Below are 17,453 nucleotides of genomic sequence, written 5' to 3'. Positions count from 1 at the left end.
GCCGGACACCACGGCCGGTCACCCGCCCCCGGACACGCGCCCCACATCCTTCCGACACGAAGCGGAGAGCAACCCCATGCGCACCCACCCGGCCACACCCACCGAGGTCAACTCCTGGCTGACCGTCCTGCACCAGCGCGGCCACCTGCACCGGGCCCAGTCCGCCCCCGACAACACCTGGACCGTGCAGCGAACCCGCGAAAGTCGGCCCTGGACCCTCCACCACCCGGTCCTGGCCATGGACTGGATCGAGGAACTCGTCCGCGAACTGCGGCAGGAGAATCCGGAGACGAGCCGGTGACGGCCAACGATCCGGTGGTCACCACCGCCGGACAGCAACGTGACCCCACGACGGCTCCTGGCGGAGCAAGTTGTCGCGTACGACGGTCCTACGGCCCGTCGTACGCACTTGCCCTCGCCCAGGGGGGCGGGGGAAGTCTGGCTGGTCCCCGAGCGAGGGCGCTCGGGGACCAGCCAGACGCCCGGCACCAGGGGGTGCCAGACGCGGGGGGAGAAGCAGACCGCCACAGCGACCGCGAGCAGCCGAGCCCCAGCACGTCCCCCTTCCCCGAGCGCAAGCCGCGCCGCCGCAGCCGCAACCCGACCGAGCGCACCCGCAAGACAACCACCCGCCTCTCCGACGACGAGAAAGCCGAGATCGCCGTCGCCGCCGCGCAGCGCAGCGTCACCGTCGCCCGATTCCTCGCCGCCGCCGGCCTCGCCGCCGCCCGCGGTTCCACCACCCTGCACACCAACGAACAGCTAGACGCCGCTATCGACGAGCTGGCCGCCCTGCGCACCGCCCTCTCACGGGTCGGCAACAACATCAACCAGATCGCCTACGTCTACAACGCCGGGGGGCAGCCCAGGCCCGGCGAACTCGAACACGCCCTCACAACCCTGACCCGACTCCTAGCCCGCATTGACGACGTGGCCGACACCCTGGTGAAGAAGCGACTCTGATGGTCCCCAAGATCCGACGCGGCTCACGAACCCACGGCCTGCTCGTCTACCTGTACGGCCCTGGCAAACGCGACGAACACACCGACGCGCACCTCGTCGGGAGCTGGGACGGCTTCGCCCCCGACCCCGGACGAGACACCAGCCCCGACCCCGACCCCAAGGTCACCCTCGCCCGCCTGTCCGCAGCGCTGGACCTGCGGGTCAAGCAGGCCGGCGCCACGGCACCTGCCCAGCACGTCTGGCACTGCTCGGTCCGCACCGACCCCGGCGACCGACACCTGACCGACGCCGAATGGAACACCGTCGCCCGCCGCCTGGTCCACGCCGTCAACCTCGCCCCCGAAGGCGATCCCGACGGCTGCCGCTGGGTCGCCGTACGGCACGCCGACGACCACATCCACATCCTGGCCACTATGGTCCGAGGCGACCTGCGCCGTCCCAGGATGAACTACGACTTCAAGAAGGCCCAGGCCGAATGCCGCCGCATCGAGAAGGAGATGGGGTTCCGCCAGCTCAGGCCCGGCGACGGCACCGGAGCGAAGTCCCCCACCAGCGCGGAGCGTTTCAAGGCCGAGCGCACCGGTCGGTCCGAGGCCCCTCGCGAGACTCTCCGCGAAGCCGTGCGCCAAGCCCTCGCCGGGGCGGCCACCGAAGAGGAGTTCTTCGCCAGGCTCCGGGAGGCGGGCCTCCGCGTGAAGGTCCGAAACGCCCCGTCCGGCGACGCCATCGGCTACAACGTCGCGCTTCCCGGTGACCGTAACCGCGACGGCGCACCGATCTGGTACCCCGGCTCCAAGCTGGCCCCCGACCTCTCACTCCCCAAGATCCGCCGCCGACTGGCCGACGGCACCGCTGACCAGACGACGCACCCGGCGGCGACCAGCGGCCGAACGGACTGGTCCCCGCCCGCCCGGGAACGACGCAACGCCACCGGTATCGCCGAGCGCGCCGCCGTCCTGCTCGACAGCGACGACGACGAAGCCGCAGGCCAACTGGTGGGGATCGGCGAACTCCTGGACGCGGTGACACAGACCTCCCCGGCCGCTACCCGCGCCGAGCTGGGCGCCGCCGCCCGATCCTTCGAGCGTGCCACCCGCAGCCACGTCCGAGCGGAGCATGCCGACACGCGGGCGATCCGCTCGGCGGCCCGGGGCATCATCCAGGCCGGCAGCGCCCTCGGACGTGGCGAGGACGGCGGCACCACCGCCATGCTCCTCTCCACCCTGGTCCTGGTCACGATCGCCGCCGCCCGCTGGCACTCCGCCCGGGGACACGCCCAGCAGGCTCACGCTTCCCGACAGACCGCCGAGCATCTGCGAGCCGCCTACCGACAGGCCGCTGCCACTCCCATGCAGGCCCTACACGACCAAGGTCGCGCTCTACCGGAAGCCGAACGCCGCGCCCACCAGGCCACCATCCGCGCAGCACTGCCCGACGGGGTAATGCGAGCAGACAGCTCGTCCACGGCCGATGCCCTGACCGCCACACTTGCCCAGGCCGAGCACGCAGGCCACGACCCCAAGGCCCTCCTCCAGCAGGCCATCGAGATGCGCGAACTCGACACGGCTGACGACGTGAACGACGTGCTCGTCTGGCGACTGCGCCGCCTTGCCCAGCTTCCCGCTCACCCGGGGGAAGCGACGCGCCGCCCGCAGGCCGGCACCAGCCAGACAAGGGCCCCGGCCAGTCGCCCCAACAACCAGACGGCACCCACGGCAGCAGCTCGCCCCACCGCCTCCGACCCACGCAACCGCCCACCGCGCCGCTGACGAGGGTCCGGCGGGCCGGGTGACCGGCCCGCCGGCCTTCGAGAAACCCCTGGACAAGCAGCTCTACCGGCTGTTATGGATGGAAACAGAAGCACCTCGACCGGGAGATGACGCTCGTGCTCAGAACCACCGACCGCCCCGCAGAGCCGACACCCGTGCTGCCCGTCCTCCCCGCCGGCACCGATCCCCTGCTGCAACTCGAGTACGAGACGCAGCCGCCCAGCGGCCCCGGCGCGACGCGCTGCCTCAGCCACCCGAGTGCCCTGGCCCTTCGTGGCATCCCGGTGATGTGCACGGCCTGCCGCGCTCGCCGCGACTGGCTACTCATCAACCACGGACGGAACGTCTGGGTTTGCTGCCGCTGCAGCAACCAGTGGCTCGAACCGGAGATCAGCCGAGCCGACTTCGACGCACTGATCGCCATCCCGGACGGAACGACTTACTCCAGCGTCGAGCAGGGCCTGGCCGCGCTCGGCTTCGACGGGGCCTTCGCCGGCACCTACCTGGACTAGACGAGCGAAACGCCAAACGCCGAGGGGCTCCACCAACACATTGGTGGAGCCCCTCGGCGTTGCAGGATGGTTAGCCGCGGTTCGCGTTCTTCGGCAGCCCACCTCGGAAGTCGCAACCGGGACACTCGTCCTCGCCCTGGATATGACCCTCGTACCAGCCATGAACGGCGGCGTGGAGGATGGCGTCCTCGACCGACGCTTCGCCGTTGCGAACTGATGCGAGGGCATTGCTGACGACCACTCGGAGCGCAGCGTTGTCAGGCGAAGGGAATGGTGGGGTGGGCATCGGCGAATCGGTCATGCCCCGAGCCTAGGGGCGAACCTGCCTGTCATTCAGCGGTTTCGGCGTTCGAGGGAAGCTCGCCGGAACGAGCCAAGCGGTGGATGCTGAGCTGGACTGCGGCGCGGCGAAGTCCAAGTTCGTCCGCCAAGGCGTCGACAGGTTGCTGGGGATGTTCTCGTAGCCGCTGGAGAACGGCGCGGTCGTTCGCGGCGTCCTCAAATCGGCTGAGCAGGTAGGCACCGGCGGCACCGGCCGCGACGGCGAACAAGGCGATGCTGCAGATCCCGTAGTTGTGCTGAACAGCGGCGGCGATGGCGGTGACCGCTCCAGCGGCGGCGACGAGGGAAGACCCGACGACAAGTCTGTTCACGAGGCTCCTTGTTCGGATGATGCTGGAGTGGCAGAAGAAGCTGATTCGCTATGGAGGTCGCTGCGAAACCCCCGGCCGACTGGCTTCCAGTTCTGGAGCGTGGCGGGTCGCCAGCGGGGACGGTCGGGCACGGTGGTGTCGTCAGGAGCGGGCAGGGCTCCCCGGCTTTTGCGATTGCGGGCGGCCCCAACGCTGATGCCCAGGTGGGCGGCGACCTCGGGGTACCCCCAGAGCTGCTGGTCGTCGGCCATCGTGTCCTCCTCGTTCGTCGATTATGAGCGTACGCAACACACGGCTGGACGAACGGCAAGGCCGCCCCTGCCTGATTGGCACGGGGCGGCCTTCTGCGGTTCGGTCAGACCTGGGCGAGTCGGTTCGAGAGGTCGAGGGCGGCGGTCGCGACCGCAAGGGCGGCGCAGAGGCCGAGCACTTCGCGGAGGGTCGGGCGGACCAGACGCGGCCAGTCGTCCGGGGCAGCAGGCCACGAGGCGAGATGCACCTCGGTGGTGGCCAGGCCCAGGTGGGCGGTGACGTCCCAGCCTGCGAGGGAGGCGGGCTCCCAGTGAAGGCGGATGCGGCCAAGGGGGAGTCTTGGGGTTTCGAGGGTGAGCCAGGAGACGTCGAGCGGCCCGTCGGGCAGCGCGGAGACGCTCTGGACCAGTGCGCCGCGCATGGCGTTCGGCATGGGACGTACGGCCAGGCCATGCAGGGGAAGGACGGGCAAAGGGCGGGATCGCGACGAGATAGGAGCCTCCGGGTCTTCTCGGTGGAATGGGTCAGGACCAGGCGAGAGCGTCGCTGACCGCCGCCGGGAGGTAATCCTCCTGGCCATCGTCGGCGATGAATGCCTTGCCGTCCCGGACGATGACCTCCGCCCCGAGATAGTGGGTGAAGGGGAAGTCCGGGTTGATTGCAAGACGGATCGGCAGGCCGGGGTCAAGGTCCTGGAGCTGGCGAAGCAGGTGGCCGACGGTCAGATAGTGGGGCACGGGATCCTCCGAGAGCGGTGCGGAATGGCAGTGCTGGGTTGATGCGTGAGCGTCAGGGCGCATCGAGACGCAGCAGGTCGCGAAGGACCTTCGGCCCCTGGGCGTGGCTGGCGAGGTGCCGCTTCCGGCTCTCGCTGACGTAGCCCTTGCCGGACTGCTTCATGTCCCAGCCGCCGCAGGAGCAGATAGCTTGCGTGTACGCGCGGCCAGGACAGTCGGGGTGGAGAGGCTTGCCGGAGCTGGTGTGCTTGTGGTCAGCCGGGCAGAGAGTGCCGTCGACGTGGTGGTTGGTGAGTGGGGCGCGGAAGGGCACGGTGGACTCCTCGGGGGTAGGGGCGGCACTCGGGCGGCCGGAGCCGACAGCTAGTGGGGCTGTGCGGTCATTCGGTGAAGTCACGTCGCCACTGGCGTTGTTCGGCACGGCGGGCGGCCCGGCGGCGGACGGTCTTGGTACGGCGGCCGTACTGACCGGGCAGGTAGTAGCAGGTGCAGCGTCGCGCGTAAGCGCACTTGCGGCGGTAGCCGGGGTGGGTGGCCAAGAGCATGCGCACGGTCGGAACTCTCTGTCGGTTGGTCCCGTTTTCGCCCGGCGAAGGTGTAGCGAAGTTCAGCGGTGAGCAACGAGGGCGGCCAGGAATCCGGCAATGGCCTCGGAGGGGGTGTAGAGGCCGAACTCCTGCACCCACGGGTCGCCTTCGGTGGGCTGCACTCGGACCTGCCAGACGATGCCGCGCTTCCAGGCGGTGGGGTCTTCGGGGAGCCAGCCGACGTAGACGCGGCCGTCCGGGCTCGTCGCGTGGACGTTGGCCTCCGGGGTGTCAACGATCGCCCAGCCGAGGGCGTCGAGGAGGTCGAGCACCGGGCCTGCGCAGTGGTCGGAGGCGAGCCAGCGACGGTCTTCCACGGCCGGGCGGACGACGGCGGGCAGAAGGGTAGGGGAGGTGTTCACGGTTGGACGATCCCTTCGTTGACCTGCGGTTTTTCCCAACACCCGTACGTTGACATGCGGTGTCCCGAAGTACGTAGTCCTTTCTCGGTAAGCGACGTCTGCCGTGGGCGAACTGGCGGCCGTCGGTGGGAGACGCTGACGCCGGGAATGGATCGGTGAACGCGGTTGTCGTAACTGGGTTGCGGCAATGGGCCGCAAGGGACCGAAGGGGGAGCAGGGATGGCGGAGCCGAGCAGACACTGGGACGGGGCCGGGCTGGAACGCAAGATCCGCGCCGCCGGGCGTCCGTGGACGGTGGGCGACATCGCGATGGTCGCTGACGGCCAGTGGGCCGTCGGCGTGCAGTCCGACGGACAGCGAGACGAAGACGCCGTGGTGGAGAACCGGATCGCGGATGGGCGTCGCGTCGAGTTGACATTGGAGGACCTGGCCCGCGCGGTGGGCTCCCGCATCGTGGATGCCCACCGCGACGAGGACCTCAGCTGACGATCAGCGGTGCGGCCCCTGTGCGGCCACCGACGGACCGGAGACGGCCGAAGGAGCTGGCTGATCGGGTGACTGGCCCAGGGCGCGTGGAGCGTGCCCCGAGCGGGCGACAGCGGCTTGGGCCAGCCGGGCTGCCGGCGCCCGGCCCGCGGTCGCGGCAGATTCACGCGCTTCAATCACGTGGCTGATGGCCTGAAGGGAAGTCCGGCTCTCGGCCTGAGCTACGCGAAGGTCCGCCGCTGAGCCCGTAATCCGTTCCAGGTCGTAGAAGGCCGGCACACGGCCGGGTCGGGATAGGGCGTGCAGACGGTCTTGGTGCACAGCCACGGCGTTGTCGGTGACGACCAAGGACGATCGGATGTGCATGACCGAGCGCAGGAGGGGGTCATCGCTAGGGCTGCGGACCGCGAGCGATTCCAGGGCCTCAATTGGGCGGCCCCAGGCATTCTCGATCATGCTCGTAGCCTGATCGAGCGCGGTGGCGTCGGGCATGGTGGAACTCCCGGCATTCGGATGGTGCTTCGGGCGGAGGGCTGTCCCAGAGGGACCGGAGTTGATGGTCAGCGGCTGTGGCGTGGGGGCGTCGGCGTGGCCGGCGACCTGACGCCGATAGCGGGCACAGGATTACTCGACCGGTTCTGTGCGGAGGCCCCGGTACGACTACGCGCGGCCATGACCCGGAGATCGGCGGCTGTCCGGGGAAAGCGTGAGGCGCGGTGGACTGCCTGTGTGACGGCGGTGCGGCGTACGTCCAGGGGGGTAGGAGCCCGAGGAACCTGGGGGGCGGGCAGCCCGGCGGGGGCGAGAGAGACCATGTGCTCCACCTCGCGGTGGATCTGGTGTCGCTCACGTACCACCGGGGCTGGGTCGGTCATGACCGCTGCCGTCGCGGCGATCAGATGGTGCGGAGTGCGGGCCGTGAATACCGCCTCTGCACGCGTACCCCAGCCCGGCGGGCCAGCCCACAGCTCCACGGTGCCGGAGCCGCGCTTGTCGTAGAGGATGCCTGCCTGGTCGTCCGGCGCGATTATCTCGACGGTACCGAGCACCGCACTTCCGTCCCGCTTCCAGCCAGAATCGAGAAGGGGCTGGGCGGCATCGCGCCAGTGTGCGTACGACCCCGTCAAGAAGCGCACGGTGTCGTCGGAGGCTTCGGCGTAGTCCTGGGCCAAGGCAGTGGTGAGGCCAGCGACGACCTCGGCCGGGGTCACGTGGTTGAAGGTCGCCGTCCAGCGGGGTGCGGAGAGTGGATCGTCGGAGGCGGTGATCTTCCACAGCTCGAAGTCGTCACCGAACCAGCCGATACGGATGCGCTGATCGGGCGAGGTCACAAGAAGCTGACAGGGGCCGTCGTCGAGGTAGTGGTGGGGCCAGTGAGCCACGGGGGCGAAGCCAGCGTCTCCGGTCCCGTTGGAACCGGCCAGGTACATGGGGCTGACCAGTACCTCTTGGAAGGGGTCCTGGGTGTAGGGCTGCCGGGTGTTCATGGTCGAGACTCCGCGGGCTAAGGGGAATGCGCCCGCGTGCGGAGAGGAAAGGGCTGCTCGACTGCACGCGGGCGCTGTGGCATCGGGGAGGCGTGGTTGGCTCTCAGTGCCACCCGGATCACCGGCCCCGAGAGGGCGTCGACTGGGCGGTGACGGCTGCGGGCACCCGCGGCTGCGGCTGCGGAGCGTGGCTGAACTGGGCGCTCGGCGCGGCGGCGCTCCGGCGCAGGGCCGCTGCAGTTCGGATGTTGTCCGACCCCAGCGGGACGCCGGTGTGGGTTCGGGTAGCCGTCGCGACAGGGGTCGGCGATACCGAGCGATGCCGTGCGGTGACGGGGTCACTCCAGTGTTCGATGGCCGCGTAGACGGGGCCCAGCGCCCGCCCGGCGTCGGTCAGGACGTATGGGTCGCCGTGGCGGGGCCCGGTACGAGCGACCAGGCCGTCGACCTGAAGCCGGTTGAGCCGCTGCCGAGCCCAGCCGTTGTCCAGGCCGGCCTCCTCGGCGATGTGGACGAACCGCATAGGGCCGCCCGCGTCGAGGACCTGGATCACGGCGGTCGAATCCCGCAGGTGCAGGCGTCGCACAGCGTCCTCAACGCGTTCGGCACCGGCTACCCGGCCGCCGAGCGAGAGGTTGGCCTGGGACCAGTCGGAAAGGGTGTGGTGCACCCGAGACAGCGATTCACCGAATGCGCTGAGCTGATATGGAGCCCCGTGGCGGTCGCCGACTCGGGTGGCCAGTCCATCAGCGTGCATCTGGGCCAGCCGCTTTCCGACGAGCTGCTCGCTGACGAAGGGAAGCCTGGCGGCGACGTCACGCACACGCATGGGGCTGCCCTGCTGTGCCAGGGTCTGCGCCGACCAGGTGGTCCACTTCGGTGCTATCAGGGAAAGCGCGTCCTCGACACGCTGGGCATCGACCGAGCCGATCGAGGCAGTAGAAGACTGAGGGGTGGCGGACATGGGCCGAACTCCAATTTGGTCAAGGGATTTGGGGATCTGCGATGCGGCCGAGCGGTCAGCCGTAGGCGCTCTCGGATCGGAGCCTCTGGAGCACCGCCCCGAGGCGGCGGTTGCTGACGGGGATGCCGCGGTCGCGCAGGCCCCGACGCAGCGCTTCGCGGTTGAGGCGATGCAGGCCGGCGGCGACCTCGCGGGCGACGGCCAGCAGGTCCTGATCGTCAGGGGAAGGGACGGCTCGTTGAGCCGACGGCCGTCGAGCAGGAGCGTGGTCCAGGAGAAGACGGACATCCAGCAGGTCCCAGACTGCTTCGGCCTCGCTCTGTTCCTGGCGTTCGAGGTCGACGACTTCGGTCGCGTACAACAGCACGAGATCGTCGAGGGCGTGCTCGCCAGAGCGGTGCCGCTGCCAGGCCGCGTCGAGATTGCGGCGGGCTGACTGGGCAGCGGCGCCGGTCTGGGCGAGTCCGTCGAGCCGTCGCAGCAGGATGGGCAGGACAGGGTCGTCGGAATGGCGGGAGCCGTTGCCGCGCTGCAGCTTCTCCAGCGGGCGGCCGTACCGGTGCTCGACCAGGTGGCGGGTGTAGATCGCGGTGGACATGGGGCGTCCTTTCTGGGGAAATCAGCGTGAACGGAACGGCTTGGGGGCCATACCTGTGGCAGGTGCGGCGGCTGGTTCGACGCCGGGGCCGGAGATCGCGGTAGCGCCGCTGCGGCTGAGGGCGGCGGATACGCGCGGCGTGGCCGTACGGGCGTCTCGAAGGGCCACCTCGCCCAGCGGTGTGAGCGAAAGGAGCTGTCCAGGCCGGTACAGCCCCTCGCTGGTGTCCCGGACGAGTAGACCGTCGGTGACCAGCCGTTGGACGGTTTCGGGCCAGACCTCCGGGTTGGGGCGCTGGCCCTGTCCGTCGGAGAGGTAGATGTAGCCGTAGACCGCGCTCTGGTGGAATCGCAGTTCGCCAGCCTCGACGGCTTCGAGTGCCCCGAGGCTGAGATCACCCGAGACCGCCCAGTCATCGTCCCGGCCGGCACCGTGATCGTTGTCCAGCTCATGGGCCTTGACATGCGTGACCTGGGAGCTGTTCGACTCGGATATAAGTTGGCGGTACGCGAAGATGGACTCGTTGAGCTGCTCGTAGGATTCGTTCTGCTGCGAGACGAGCCGTCCGATCTGTCGGACCGAAGACCGCAGTCGTACGTACGAGGGAGCCGAACCGTTGAACTCGCCTCGACTGACGGGTCCGAGAATCTCAAGGGCAGCCTGAGCCGCACGAGCAACTTGACCATGCACTTCGTTGAGTTCGTGTGCCGCCCCGATGACGCGTGTCGCGGCACCGTACAGCGGCTCTCCTGGGCGGTACGGGATGTTCAGCATCCAGAAGTTCTCGACGCCGAGCAGCTCGGTAACGAGGTCCGCGCCGGGCCGCTCGGTGGCGTTCTGCGCGTTCATTCCGCCGCCTCCATCCGGGCGAGCAGGGAGCGGACCAGGGTGGGGAGACTCTCGGGTCCGTCGCCGATCGAGACGTGGTCGGTCGCCTCGCCGAGGACGTACGCGGCGTCTTCGAGCAGGCCGCTGGATATCTCCATGCAGGCGTCGGTGATCCGGGAGGCTGCGAGCAGGGACTCGGAGAGCACCTCGACGTAGTCGACCGGCGCGAGGCCGGCGGCCTCGGCCGCAGTTCGGATCGCGGCCAACTCCAGGGCGCTGAAGCCGAAATCGAACTCGTTGTTCTGCTCACCGCTGGCCCGTGCGGCGAAGGCCGGGTCCGGTGGCTCCGTGGGGATGCCGACGCGTGTGCAGATGCGGTCGACCGAGGCGGTCAGCTCGGCGAGGGACTCGGTGAGCCATCCCAGCGCCGAGGCGTAGGAGGCCAGGGTGAACAGACCTGCTGGCGTGGTGGGGAGAGGATCGTCGGCCACGAAGCCTTCGAGCCGGTCGCTCAGCTCGCAGACGACTCGGGGCCCGGCGGACAGCGCACCGAGCACGGGGTGCAGGTAGGAACGGCTAGCGGCCGTCGGGTACTCGGCAGTGAGAATGCCGGAGACGCTGTGCGCAACCTCGGTAAGTAGACCAGCCAGCTCGGTACGGGCCAGGGGGGTGCGGTCGGCAGTCATCGCTGGGGAGCCTTTCGAGGAGCGGCAGCAGCGGGTTGGACTGCTGCGGGAGAAGTTGCCGGGACCGCAGTCGGCTGGTCGACCGCGCGTGGAGAGCGAGAGCGAGCGGCCTGCACGCGCGCCTCGGAGGCAGAGGCTGTCTCGGTGTCCTGGTGGGGGCCGGTGCGCAGGTGCGCCGCGCGGTAGACCGCGTAGTCCTTCCTGCTACCGGCGGCGACGAGATAGATCTCGCGCTTGTGGTGCGAGGTCGGAGGAGCCGGGCGGAACTGGATGACCATCCGGTAGGAGACGGACGGATCGACGTACACCTTGTGGAAGCCCGCGAGGCGACCCTTCAACGGCAGGCAGTCATCGCTGCCGTGAACCAGGTTCTGCAGCTCCAGCAGAGCCAAGTCGCGCATATCGTCAGGAAGTTCCCGCAGGTCGGCGATGGCGTCGGGGTGTGCGGCGAAGGCGAAGCGGGCGCGGCTCACATCGACCGCCCAGGGCTCAGTCGCTGTGCCGTTCCTACCGACGGAGCGCTCTGGGTATCGAGGCCGACGCTCGTTATCGCGGAGGCACCGGCCGACCGGGTGAGGGCAGCGCGGGTCCGGAGGGCAGCGGCGTCACCGCGGTATTCCGGTGGCTGTGGCAGCGGGGTGCTGCGGTCGTCCAGCCAGTGCTGGGCGGCGCCCTCGTCGGCGAAGGCACCCTCGCGCACCGTGTACGTGTGCGAGTCGAAGTCCCCCTCTTCGAGAAAGACACGAATCGGCGCCTGAACAGCAACGGAGTCGCGGGTCAACGTCCATGTCTCGCATGGGTCGAAGTCCGAGGTATGGCTGTCCAGGATCTTGTACCGGTCGCCCGACGTACGGAGCCTCTGCTCGATACTCGTGGTGCGATCATCGGCGGGTTTCATGAAGTCGTCGCCGACCTGGGAAATCCGCTCGGGCGGGCAACCGTGCTCGATCAGCCAGTTCTGAGCGAAGGACTTGGTGGAGTGGTAGGTCGACTCGAACGTGAAGGTGTTCTGGTTGAGATCCCGTGCGACCTTGATCGCCCGAATCTGATTCTCGCTGGGCCCCCAGGTGACCGAGGAGTCGTGGGCGAGGACGAAGCTGTGGGAGCCGTTGGGGGTGGTGTGGTGCTCGGCTAGGACGGTGAGGTCACCGGCCCAGAAGCTCTGCTCCGCGTACTCCGAGTTCTCGTCGGCGGGCTCGAAGGCATCCAGACCGAAGTCGAGTTCGTCGCTCATGCTGCCAGTCCAAACTGCGGCGCGGGGGTGGCCAGGACGCGATGGTTGGGCCGGGTCGCGCTCGTCGTACACGCGGCGAAGGGGCCATCGGGAGCGCGGAGGTGGACCAGAGCCTGGTCCAGGTGGTCGCGGTGCCACGTCGAAGGACCGGACAGGCCGGCCTCGGCGTCGGTGAGCTGCTGCCACGCGAGCCAGAGGGCGTGGAGACGGGCGACTGCCTCGGGGTGTTCGTGCCACTGCTCGCACCACGGACGGCTGGTGCTGATCTCCCGGCCGTACACCGGGAGGAAGAGGTAGTTCACCCAGTCGCTGAGCGCGGCGATCTCGATCGCGTACGCCTCACCGCCCAGGGCGAGGATGAACACCGAAGCGGGGCCATCCTCCTGCGCGGAGTCGACCGGGGAGGCCGGAACGCCGTCGGGTGCCGGAAGCTCGGCGGAGGCGGGAGCGGGCTCGGAGCCCAGGCGGTCGAGGATGACGCCGTGCTGCCTGACCTCAGCCATCGTCTTGGCGAGGGTGCTGGCGAGGTCGTCGAGGTCCCCGTCGGGGACGCGGAACGGCTCCGGGTCGGGGGCGGTCGTGCTGGTGTCGGACATGGGGGCGTGCTCCCTCTGTGAGACGGCGACATGAGGAAGAGGATCCGGAGGAACCGCGATTTGGTCCGGCCGGGAAAACCCGGTAGTGGGGCGCTACTCCGTCGCGCAGCGAGGGCAGCGAGGGAAGGGCGGAGCCAGCAACTGCACTGCTCGTGAAGCCTGTTGCGGCACGACGCCGTTGCCCAGTGCGGTGAGTTGGGCCGGTCGTCCAAGCCCAGGAGTGGCGGTGACCCAGCCGGGCTCCAGGCCCTGCATCCACTCCACGAAGTCGGCACGAAGGCGTCCGGCCGCATCGGTGGGCGGCGGCGCGGGGCGGGTGAGCATCTCCCATCGGGCGATGGCGGCTGAGTACGCCCCCCATCGCTGGTCGCCCCCTCGGATTCCGGAGCTGATTCCGTCCAGAGGGGCAGAACCACTGCTGACAGCGGAGGGCGCCACCCTTTGCCCGGTCGGCGTCCCGGTGTGCCCGTGTCGCTGGCCCGTGGGGTGGGCAGCAGCGACGCCGCCGCACTCGGCAGGGTCATGTCCCCATTGCCGTGACGCTGATTGGGCGAGCCCTTGATTCCGTCCGACGCCTTCGGAGTAGGAAGGAGCCACTCCACCTCGTCGGCCAGGTTCGGGCCGTGTCCTCCGCTCTTCCTCTTGGAGGGGTGTTGCGAGCCGCCGTTCTTCGCGATGTTGCTGGTCGGCGTCTTGAACAGCGTGTTCGGCGGGCCAGGCGACGAGGAAAGTGCGCTCGCGCCGGTGCGGGGCTCCGATATCGGAGGCGCGAAGCACGAGCCATTTCGCGTCGTACCGGAGGTCGGCCAGGGATCCGAGTACGGCACCGAGTGCCCGCAGAGGAGGCTGACCTGGGGTGTCTCCCAGACACCACGGGCAGAATTCCACGTCGCCAGGGGAACCGGCAGGTGAGGTGAGGAGGCCGCGCACATTCTCGATCACAACCAGGCAAGGTCGGAGGGCTTCGACCGCACGGGCGACGTGCAGCCACAGCCCGGAGCGGGTCTGGGCGTTGAGTCCGGCCCGACGGCCGGCGACCGATACGTCTTTGACAGGGGAAGCCCGCCGTCAGGACGCACACCCGGGGAACGGTGGACCAGCCGATGGTCGTGATATCGCCCAGGTTCGGGACACCGGGCCAATGGCGGGCCAGAATGCGCGAGGCGTTCGGATCGACCTCCGCGTGCCAGGCCAACGTGCCGCCGAGCGCCGACTGGACGCCCAGGTCCAGCCCGCCGTACCCCGAACAGAGCGAGCCGATCAGCGGAGGGCCCGCGACGGTGGTCTGCATTTCACCGACCCCGAGCGATTCGGCCTGCCGGGCGACGGCGACGCTGTTCGGCGAGCGGTGGGGGTCTCCGGGGACCGGGAGCTTGCCGCGCTGGGCATCGAAGGCTGAGGCCGTGGCACGCAGGGCCAAGGCGTCGGAGACGGGAGTGTTGTTCACGGTGAATCCCAATAGAGAGGACGAACGACGGAAGGGGGGAGGGCTCAGCCGTGTCCGCGAGAGGGCGGTCGCACGGCGGCTGGGCTGGGGGCGGAGCCAGGCCGGGCCGAGGATGGCGGGACTGGGCGCGGCGAGCTGCGGGCGAGCGCCGCGTGCACCTGCGCAGGGGGCGGCCCGGTCGGCGAGGGAGCCGGGCCCGTCGGCGTCGGTGCGGGGTGGCCGTTCGCCGCCCGCCAGCGGGCGCGCACTTCATCAAGGGGTCCGAGCGCATGCAACGCGTGATTGATGAGCCGCCCGGGGGCGAGAGCCGCGTTCTCCGCCAAGGCCCGGATGGCCCGCGCAGAGGTCGCCGCGGTGCGGGTGACCGACGAGCGCATCACCAACTCGCCGAGCCATTCGGCGCTGCCTGGGCCCACGCCGTCGCAGATATCAGCGAGCTGATCGCCGGACAGCGTTCCGTCGGCCAGAAGCCCGCGCCGCTGGGCCTCCCAGAGCAAGGTGACCCGATCGATGGGCTCACCCCGGTGGTGCAGCGCGCCGAGGCAGCGGTAGAGCTGCCCATGGGCGGGGTCGGCGTAGTCGCCAGGCCGCAGCCAGCCGACTACCTCGTCCATGGCTTTCGGCTGCTCAGCGAGGAGGGCTAGAAGGAACCGCTCGTCCTCGGCGACCTGGTCGGCGCGAACCGGCGGTGGCACGGCCGGGACGGTGGCTGGCGGAGTAGTCGGTGCGACCGCGCGCGGTTCGGTCCCCCACCGATGTGCGAGATCGCTGAGCACGCCGGTAAGGACGTCGGCGCAATGCAGGGCTCCTTCGACTTCGCCTTGTAGGGCGTCGGAGCGAGCCGCCTGGTGAAGGCGGATCGCGTGTTCCGTGATGCTGCGATGGATCGCGCCCTCCAGCACCATGCGGCCGTACACCGGAGCGTGCGTGGGACGCGGGCAGGCCGAGATCAGGGTGTGGGCGTACACCGTGGTCAGCCCCCGTACGTGGGTGCTGGCCTCGGCGACCGCATCGGTCACCCATGTCAGCGGTACGGACTCTTCGGCCAAGGCGGGGTGGCTGTCATCCCGTAGCTTGCGCAACGCGGCGAACAACGCCTGGTGGACCGGGCGGTAGAAGTGATCCGGAGCGAGCCAGTCCAGGTGCGAGAGCTGCCCCGGGTCGAGCAGCACGGAACCGAGGACGGCCTGCTCCGCGCCCAGCAGCGGGTTCATCGCTGCCCACCTGCATCAGAAGCGGGAGGTTCGCTCTCCCGGGCACGGAGATCGTCGACCGCCTGGTCGGCAGCGACCATCGCCTGCGCGAAGTGGTCCAGAGTGCGGGCGAACGTCGGATCGGAGGCGAGTATCGAGCCGGCCCCGCTGACCAACCACCAATGCCCGTCGCGCAGAACGACCGGCGAGCGTGCGAACCGCCCAGGACGCGGCGTGGGCGCGCTCATGCCGACAACCCGAAGTCGTCACGGTCGTGGGTCTTCGCGATGGCCCGATCGGTGATCGCCTTCGTCGCACGGGCCGAAGCCGGGCCGACCACCTTGGCGGACGGCTCCTTGTACCAAGGCCGGAGATCGAGCATGGCAACCCGGATGCCGGTGGCCAGGAGCAGTGCCTTGCCCTTGGGCAGGGCGCGGATCGCATCTGGCGGCAGGATCCGCTCGGTGCGCATGCTCACCGAGGTGGACTTGCCGCCGTCGCTGGTCGACACCGAGGTGGTCTGCACGTCGTGGTCGCCGACCTGCCTGCTGAGCCGGTCGGCGAAGTCCGCGTCGTCGATGCCCGAACCGATGATCTTGACGGTGGCCGCAGACCAGAGTGCGTCCATGCCGGCGTCGCCCCAGCACCGCTGGCCCTGCCGGTAGGACTGCAGGATCGTCATCGGGATGACACCCCGGCTGCCCAAGTGGCTGTACAGGTCCGGTAGATCGCTGATGCGGCACACATTCGCGGCCTCGTCGAGGACGCACAGCGCGGGCGGGTCCAGCCGTCCGCCGGAGCGCTCGGCGACGACGACGGCGGCACGCATCACGGCGTCGGCTGCAGCGGCGATGACGGCGCTCGCGCTACCGCCGCCGTCTTTGCTCAGGAGGTACAGGGTGTCGCGGGACGTGGCGAACGCGAAGGGCTTGAACTCGGGGAGATCCTTGGCGGGGGTAACCCACGCTGCGACGTCCGGGTCGAGTAGGCAGCTCGCGTACTGCCGCGCCGTCTCGAAAATTCCGTCGCGCGTTTCCGTCGCGCCGGAGACGGTCCCCTGGAGCTGGGCCGCGACCGCGTCGTGGCCGGCATCGGTGAGCAGGTCGACCGGGGTTCGGTCGGCGGGGGACGCGAGCCAGGCCAGGACGTCGGTGATCGGGCGCCGGTGGCTGGCGGCAGCGAGGAACAGCGCGCCGAGCGTGTTGCTCGCAGCGGTGGACCAGAAGTCGGAGCCGTTCGACTCGTCCACGCTGGCGGCGACGAAGTGCCCAGCCAAACGCTTCGCCCCGGCCAGGTCGCGTGCGTCGGCCAGGATGTCCCACCACATCTCGCGCGGGTGGTGTGCGATCTGCTGCGGGTCGAGAGTCCAGATCGCACCGACCTCGGCCCGAGCGTCCACCGTCGCGGTGAAGGCGTCGTTCGCGGCCTTGTTACTGGTGAGCAGGACCGGGCCGGGCGCCGCGAGAATCGCGGGGATCGCGAGCCCGGAGGTCTTACCGGAGCGCGGAGCCATGATCGCGACGATCACGTCCTCCCAGGACGCGCGGACATTGGCTCGCCCCGGGGAGAGGGTGCCGAGAAGGATACCGCGGTCAGCCGGGGCGACCTCTTTTACACTCCCGGCCGCTCAAGGACGGCCGCAGGCTCCTGGCCTTGGCGGTTATCTCCTTGTCCAGCAGCGGGGCGAGGTCGGTCTTCCGGGCGAGGCCGTTCTTCGGGCCGCCGCGCAGGCGCATCCACAGCACCAGGCCGAGGATGGTGAGGCAGACGGACAGCAGGCCGGGGATGATCCGCGCGCCGACCAGCAGGGCGGTGGTGCTCAGGTTCGGCCACATCACGTCCGGATGAAGCAGTGCGTCAGTGGCCCTAAACGCAGACCAAGGTCCCTCACCAAAAAGGGAGTTGGTGAGATTGCCGCTCAGCCAGGCCAGCGAACCGAAGGCGAGCGCGATGCCGAGTATGCCGAAGAGGAGGTAGAGGAGCGCGTCCGACCCTGTGGTGGTCGAGGGTGCGCTGGTACGCGGTGTGGGCATGGTGGGTCCTGGAATCGAGCGCAGGCGAGTGATGGGGGCGGGGCACGCGGCGCTCTTCTGCTGATC

The 17,453-nt window shown here is 69.5% G+C and carries 23 protein-coding genes and 3 pseudogenes; 6 read left to right on the top strand and 20 right to left on the bottom strand.

All coding sequences use genetic code 11. From position 1 onward, the window contains the following. Positions 1–76: 76 nt before the first annotated feature. The 4 genes from ACQEVM_RS32850 (at position 77) to ACQEVM_RS32835 (ending at position 3,244) form a co-directional block, all read left to right on the top strand. Entirely contained in the window at positions 77–301 is a 225-nt protein-coding gene (locus tag ACQEVM_RS32850) for a hypothetical protein (protein ID WP_433085053.1), read from the top strand. A gap of 194 nt (positions 302–495) precedes the next feature. Then, positions 496–963 (top strand): plasmid mobilization protein, encoded by a 468-nt coding sequence (locus ACQEVM_RS32845; protein WP_433085051.1) that lies wholly within the window; start codon positions 496–498, stop codon positions 961–963. Continuing rightward, a complete protein-coding gene (locus ACQEVM_RS32840; RefSeq protein ID WP_433085049.1) occupies positions 963–2,732 on the top strand; it encodes a relaxase/mobilization nuclease domain-containing protein in 1,770 nt (589 codons plus the stop codon). Before ACQEVM_RS32845 ends, ACQEVM_RS32840 begins: the two co-directional genes overlap by 1 nt. 107 nt (positions 2,733–2,839) lie before the next feature. Then, positions 2,840–3,244 carry a hypothetical protein gene (locus ACQEVM_RS32835; protein WP_124284364.1) on the top strand — a complete coding sequence of 135 codons (405 nt, stop codon included), beginning with the start codon at positions 2,840–2,842 and terminating at the stop codon, positions 3,242–3,244. A 70-nt stretch (positions 3,245–3,314) separates the two neighbouring features. Here ACQEVM_RS32835 and ACQEVM_RS32830 read toward each other — a convergent pair whose 3' ends face one another. From ACQEVM_RS32830 to ACQEVM_RS32800, 7 genes are all read right to left on the bottom strand, one after another. Then, the gene (locus ACQEVM_RS32830) at positions 3,315–3,545 is read right to left on the bottom strand and encodes a hypothetical protein (protein ID WP_433085047.1); all 231 of its coding nucleotides are present in this window, start codon (positions 3,543–3,545) and stop codon (positions 3,315–3,317) included. Between the two features lie 28 nt (positions 3,546–3,573). Continuing rightward, positions 3,574–3,897 (bottom strand): hypothetical protein, encoded by a 324-nt coding sequence (locus ACQEVM_RS32825; protein ID WP_433085045.1) that lies wholly within the window; start codon positions 3,895–3,897, stop codon positions 3,574–3,576. Between the two features lie 355 nt (positions 3,898–4,252). Continuing rightward, positions 4,253–4,582 (bottom strand): esterase, encoded by a 330-nt coding sequence (locus ACQEVM_RS32820; protein ID WP_433085043.1) that lies wholly within the window; start codon positions 4,580–4,582, stop codon positions 4,253–4,255. 91 nt (positions 4,583–4,673) lie between these two features. Continuing rightward, the gene (locus tag ACQEVM_RS32815; protein ID WP_433085041.1) at positions 4,674–4,886 is read right to left on the bottom strand and encodes a hypothetical protein; all 213 of its coding nucleotides are present in this window, start codon (positions 4,884–4,886) and stop codon (positions 4,674–4,676) included. A gap of 52 nt (positions 4,887–4,938) precedes the next feature. Next, entirely contained in the window at positions 4,939–5,199 is a 261-nt protein-coding gene (locus ACQEVM_RS32810) for a hypothetical protein (RefSeq protein ID WP_433085039.1), read from the bottom strand. Between the two features lie 67 nt (positions 5,200–5,266). Continuing rightward, positions 5,267–5,437 carry a hypothetical protein gene (locus ACQEVM_RS32805; protein ID WP_433085037.1) on the bottom strand — a complete coding sequence of 57 codons (171 nt, stop codon included), beginning with the start codon at positions 5,435–5,437 and terminating at the stop codon, positions 5,267–5,269. Positions 5,438–5,493: 56 nt separating this feature from the next. After that, positions 5,494–5,835 carry a DUF317 domain-containing protein gene (locus ACQEVM_RS32800; protein WP_433085035.1) on the bottom strand — a complete coding sequence of 114 codons (342 nt, stop codon included), beginning with the start codon at positions 5,833–5,835 and terminating at the stop codon, positions 5,494–5,496. A 219-nt stretch (positions 5,836–6,054) separates the two neighbouring features. Here ACQEVM_RS32800 and ACQEVM_RS32795 point away from each other — a divergent pair, with 219 nt between their 5' ends. Beyond that, on the top strand, positions 6,055–6,321 hold the full coding sequence (locus ACQEVM_RS32795; protein ID WP_433085033.1) for a hypothetical protein: 267 nt from the start codon (positions 6,055–6,057) through the stop codon (positions 6,319–6,321). A gap of 3 nt (positions 6,322–6,324) precedes the next feature. On the opposite strand, the gene ACQEVM_RS32790 is transcribed toward ACQEVM_RS32795, so the two are convergent. The 11 genes and pseudogenes from ACQEVM_RS32790 to ACQEVM_RS32740 all read right to left on the bottom strand — a co-directional run. Beyond that, the gene (locus tag ACQEVM_RS32790) at positions 6,325–6,813 is read right to left on the bottom strand and encodes a hypothetical protein (RefSeq protein WP_433085031.1); all 489 of its coding nucleotides are present in this window, start codon (positions 6,811–6,813) and stop codon (positions 6,325–6,327) included. A 68-nt stretch (positions 6,814–6,881) separates the two neighbouring features. Then, positions 6,882–7,808 carry a DUF317 domain-containing protein gene (locus ACQEVM_RS32785; RefSeq protein WP_433085029.1) on the bottom strand — a complete coding sequence of 309 codons (927 nt, stop codon included), beginning with the start codon at positions 7,806–7,808 and terminating at the stop codon, positions 6,882–6,884. 118 nt (positions 7,809–7,926) lie between these two features. Further along, complete coding sequence (locus ACQEVM_RS32780) at positions 7,927–8,772, bottom strand: winged helix-turn-helix transcriptional regulator (protein WP_433085027.1); 846 nt, start codon at positions 8,770–8,772, stop codon at positions 7,927–7,929. Positions 8,773–8,827: 55 nt separating this feature from the next. Then, on the bottom strand, positions 8,828–9,370 hold the full coding sequence (locus tag ACQEVM_RS32775; protein WP_433085025.1) for a hypothetical protein: 543 nt from the start codon (positions 9,368–9,370) through the stop codon (positions 8,828–8,830). A 21-nt stretch (positions 9,371–9,391) separates the two neighbouring features. Further along, positions 9,392–10,219 carry a large ATP-binding protein gene (locus ACQEVM_RS32770; RefSeq protein ID WP_433085023.1) on the bottom strand — a complete coding sequence of 276 codons (828 nt, stop codon included), beginning with the start codon at positions 10,217–10,219 and terminating at the stop codon, positions 9,392–9,394. After that, a complete protein-coding gene (locus ACQEVM_RS32765) occupies positions 10,216–10,884 on the bottom strand; it encodes a hypothetical protein (RefSeq protein ID WP_433085021.1) in 669 nt (222 codons plus the stop codon). The genes ACQEVM_RS32770 and ACQEVM_RS32765 overlap by 4 nt, the downstream gene beginning before the upstream one ends. Beyond that, positions 10,881–11,357 (bottom strand): hypothetical protein, encoded by a 477-nt coding sequence (locus tag ACQEVM_RS32760; RefSeq protein ID WP_433085019.1) that lies wholly within the window; start codon positions 11,355–11,357, stop codon positions 10,881–10,883. Before ACQEVM_RS32760 ends, ACQEVM_RS32765 begins: the two co-directional genes overlap by 4 nt. Further along, positions 11,354–12,118, bottom strand: a complete 765-nt coding sequence (locus ACQEVM_RS32755; RefSeq protein ID WP_433085017.1) for a glycosyl hydrolase — start codon at positions 12,116–12,118, stop codon at positions 11,354–11,356. Before ACQEVM_RS32755 ends, ACQEVM_RS32760 begins: the two co-directional genes overlap by 4 nt. Further along, on the bottom strand, positions 12,115–12,714 hold the full coding sequence (locus tag ACQEVM_RS32750; protein WP_433085015.1) for a DUF4913 domain-containing protein: 600 nt from the start codon (positions 12,712–12,714) through the stop codon (positions 12,115–12,117). The genes ACQEVM_RS32755 and ACQEVM_RS32750 overlap by 4 nt, the downstream gene beginning before the upstream one ends. Positions 12,715–12,807: 93 nt before the next feature. Then, positions 12,808–13,710, bottom strand: a pseudogene (locus tag ACQEVM_RS32745) (DNA cytosine methyltransferase); the annotation flags it as partial. Between the two features lie 121 nt (positions 13,711–13,831). Then, positions 13,832–13,939 (bottom strand): annotated as a pseudogene (locus ACQEVM_RS32740) (DNA cytosine methyltransferase); the annotation flags it as partial. Between ACQEVM_RS32740 and ACQEVM_RS32735 the strand changes: the two are divergent. Further along, positions 13,898–14,113, top strand: coding sequence for a hypothetical protein (locus ACQEVM_RS32735; protein WP_433085541.1), 216 nt, complete (start codon positions 13,898–13,900; stop codon positions 14,111–14,113). The pseudogene ACQEVM_RS32740 and the gene ACQEVM_RS32735 sit on opposite strands and share 42 nt — an antisense overlap. A gap of 92 nt (positions 14,114–14,205) precedes the next feature. On the opposite strand, the gene ACQEVM_RS32730 is transcribed toward ACQEVM_RS32735, so the two are convergent. Both ACQEVM_RS32730 and ACQEVM_RS32725 read right to left on the bottom strand, forming a co-directional pair. After that, complete coding sequence (locus ACQEVM_RS32730; protein WP_433085013.1) at positions 14,206–15,375, bottom strand: DnaB-like helicase N-terminal domain-containing protein; 1,170 nt, start codon at positions 15,373–15,375, stop codon at positions 14,206–14,208. A gap of 223 nt (positions 15,376–15,598) precedes the next feature. Continuing rightward, positions 15,599–17,387, bottom strand: a pseudogene (locus ACQEVM_RS32725) (type IV secretory system conjugative DNA transfer family protein). Positions 17,388–17,453: the final 66 nt, after the last annotated feature.

Source organism: Streptomyces sp. CA-243310, assembly GCF_050936775.1.
In the GTDB taxonomy this organism is placed as follows: domain Bacteria; phylum Actinomycetota; class Actinomycetes; order Streptomycetales; family Streptomycetaceae; genus Streptomyces.
This window is presented reverse-complemented; position numbering and strand designations above follow the sequence as displayed.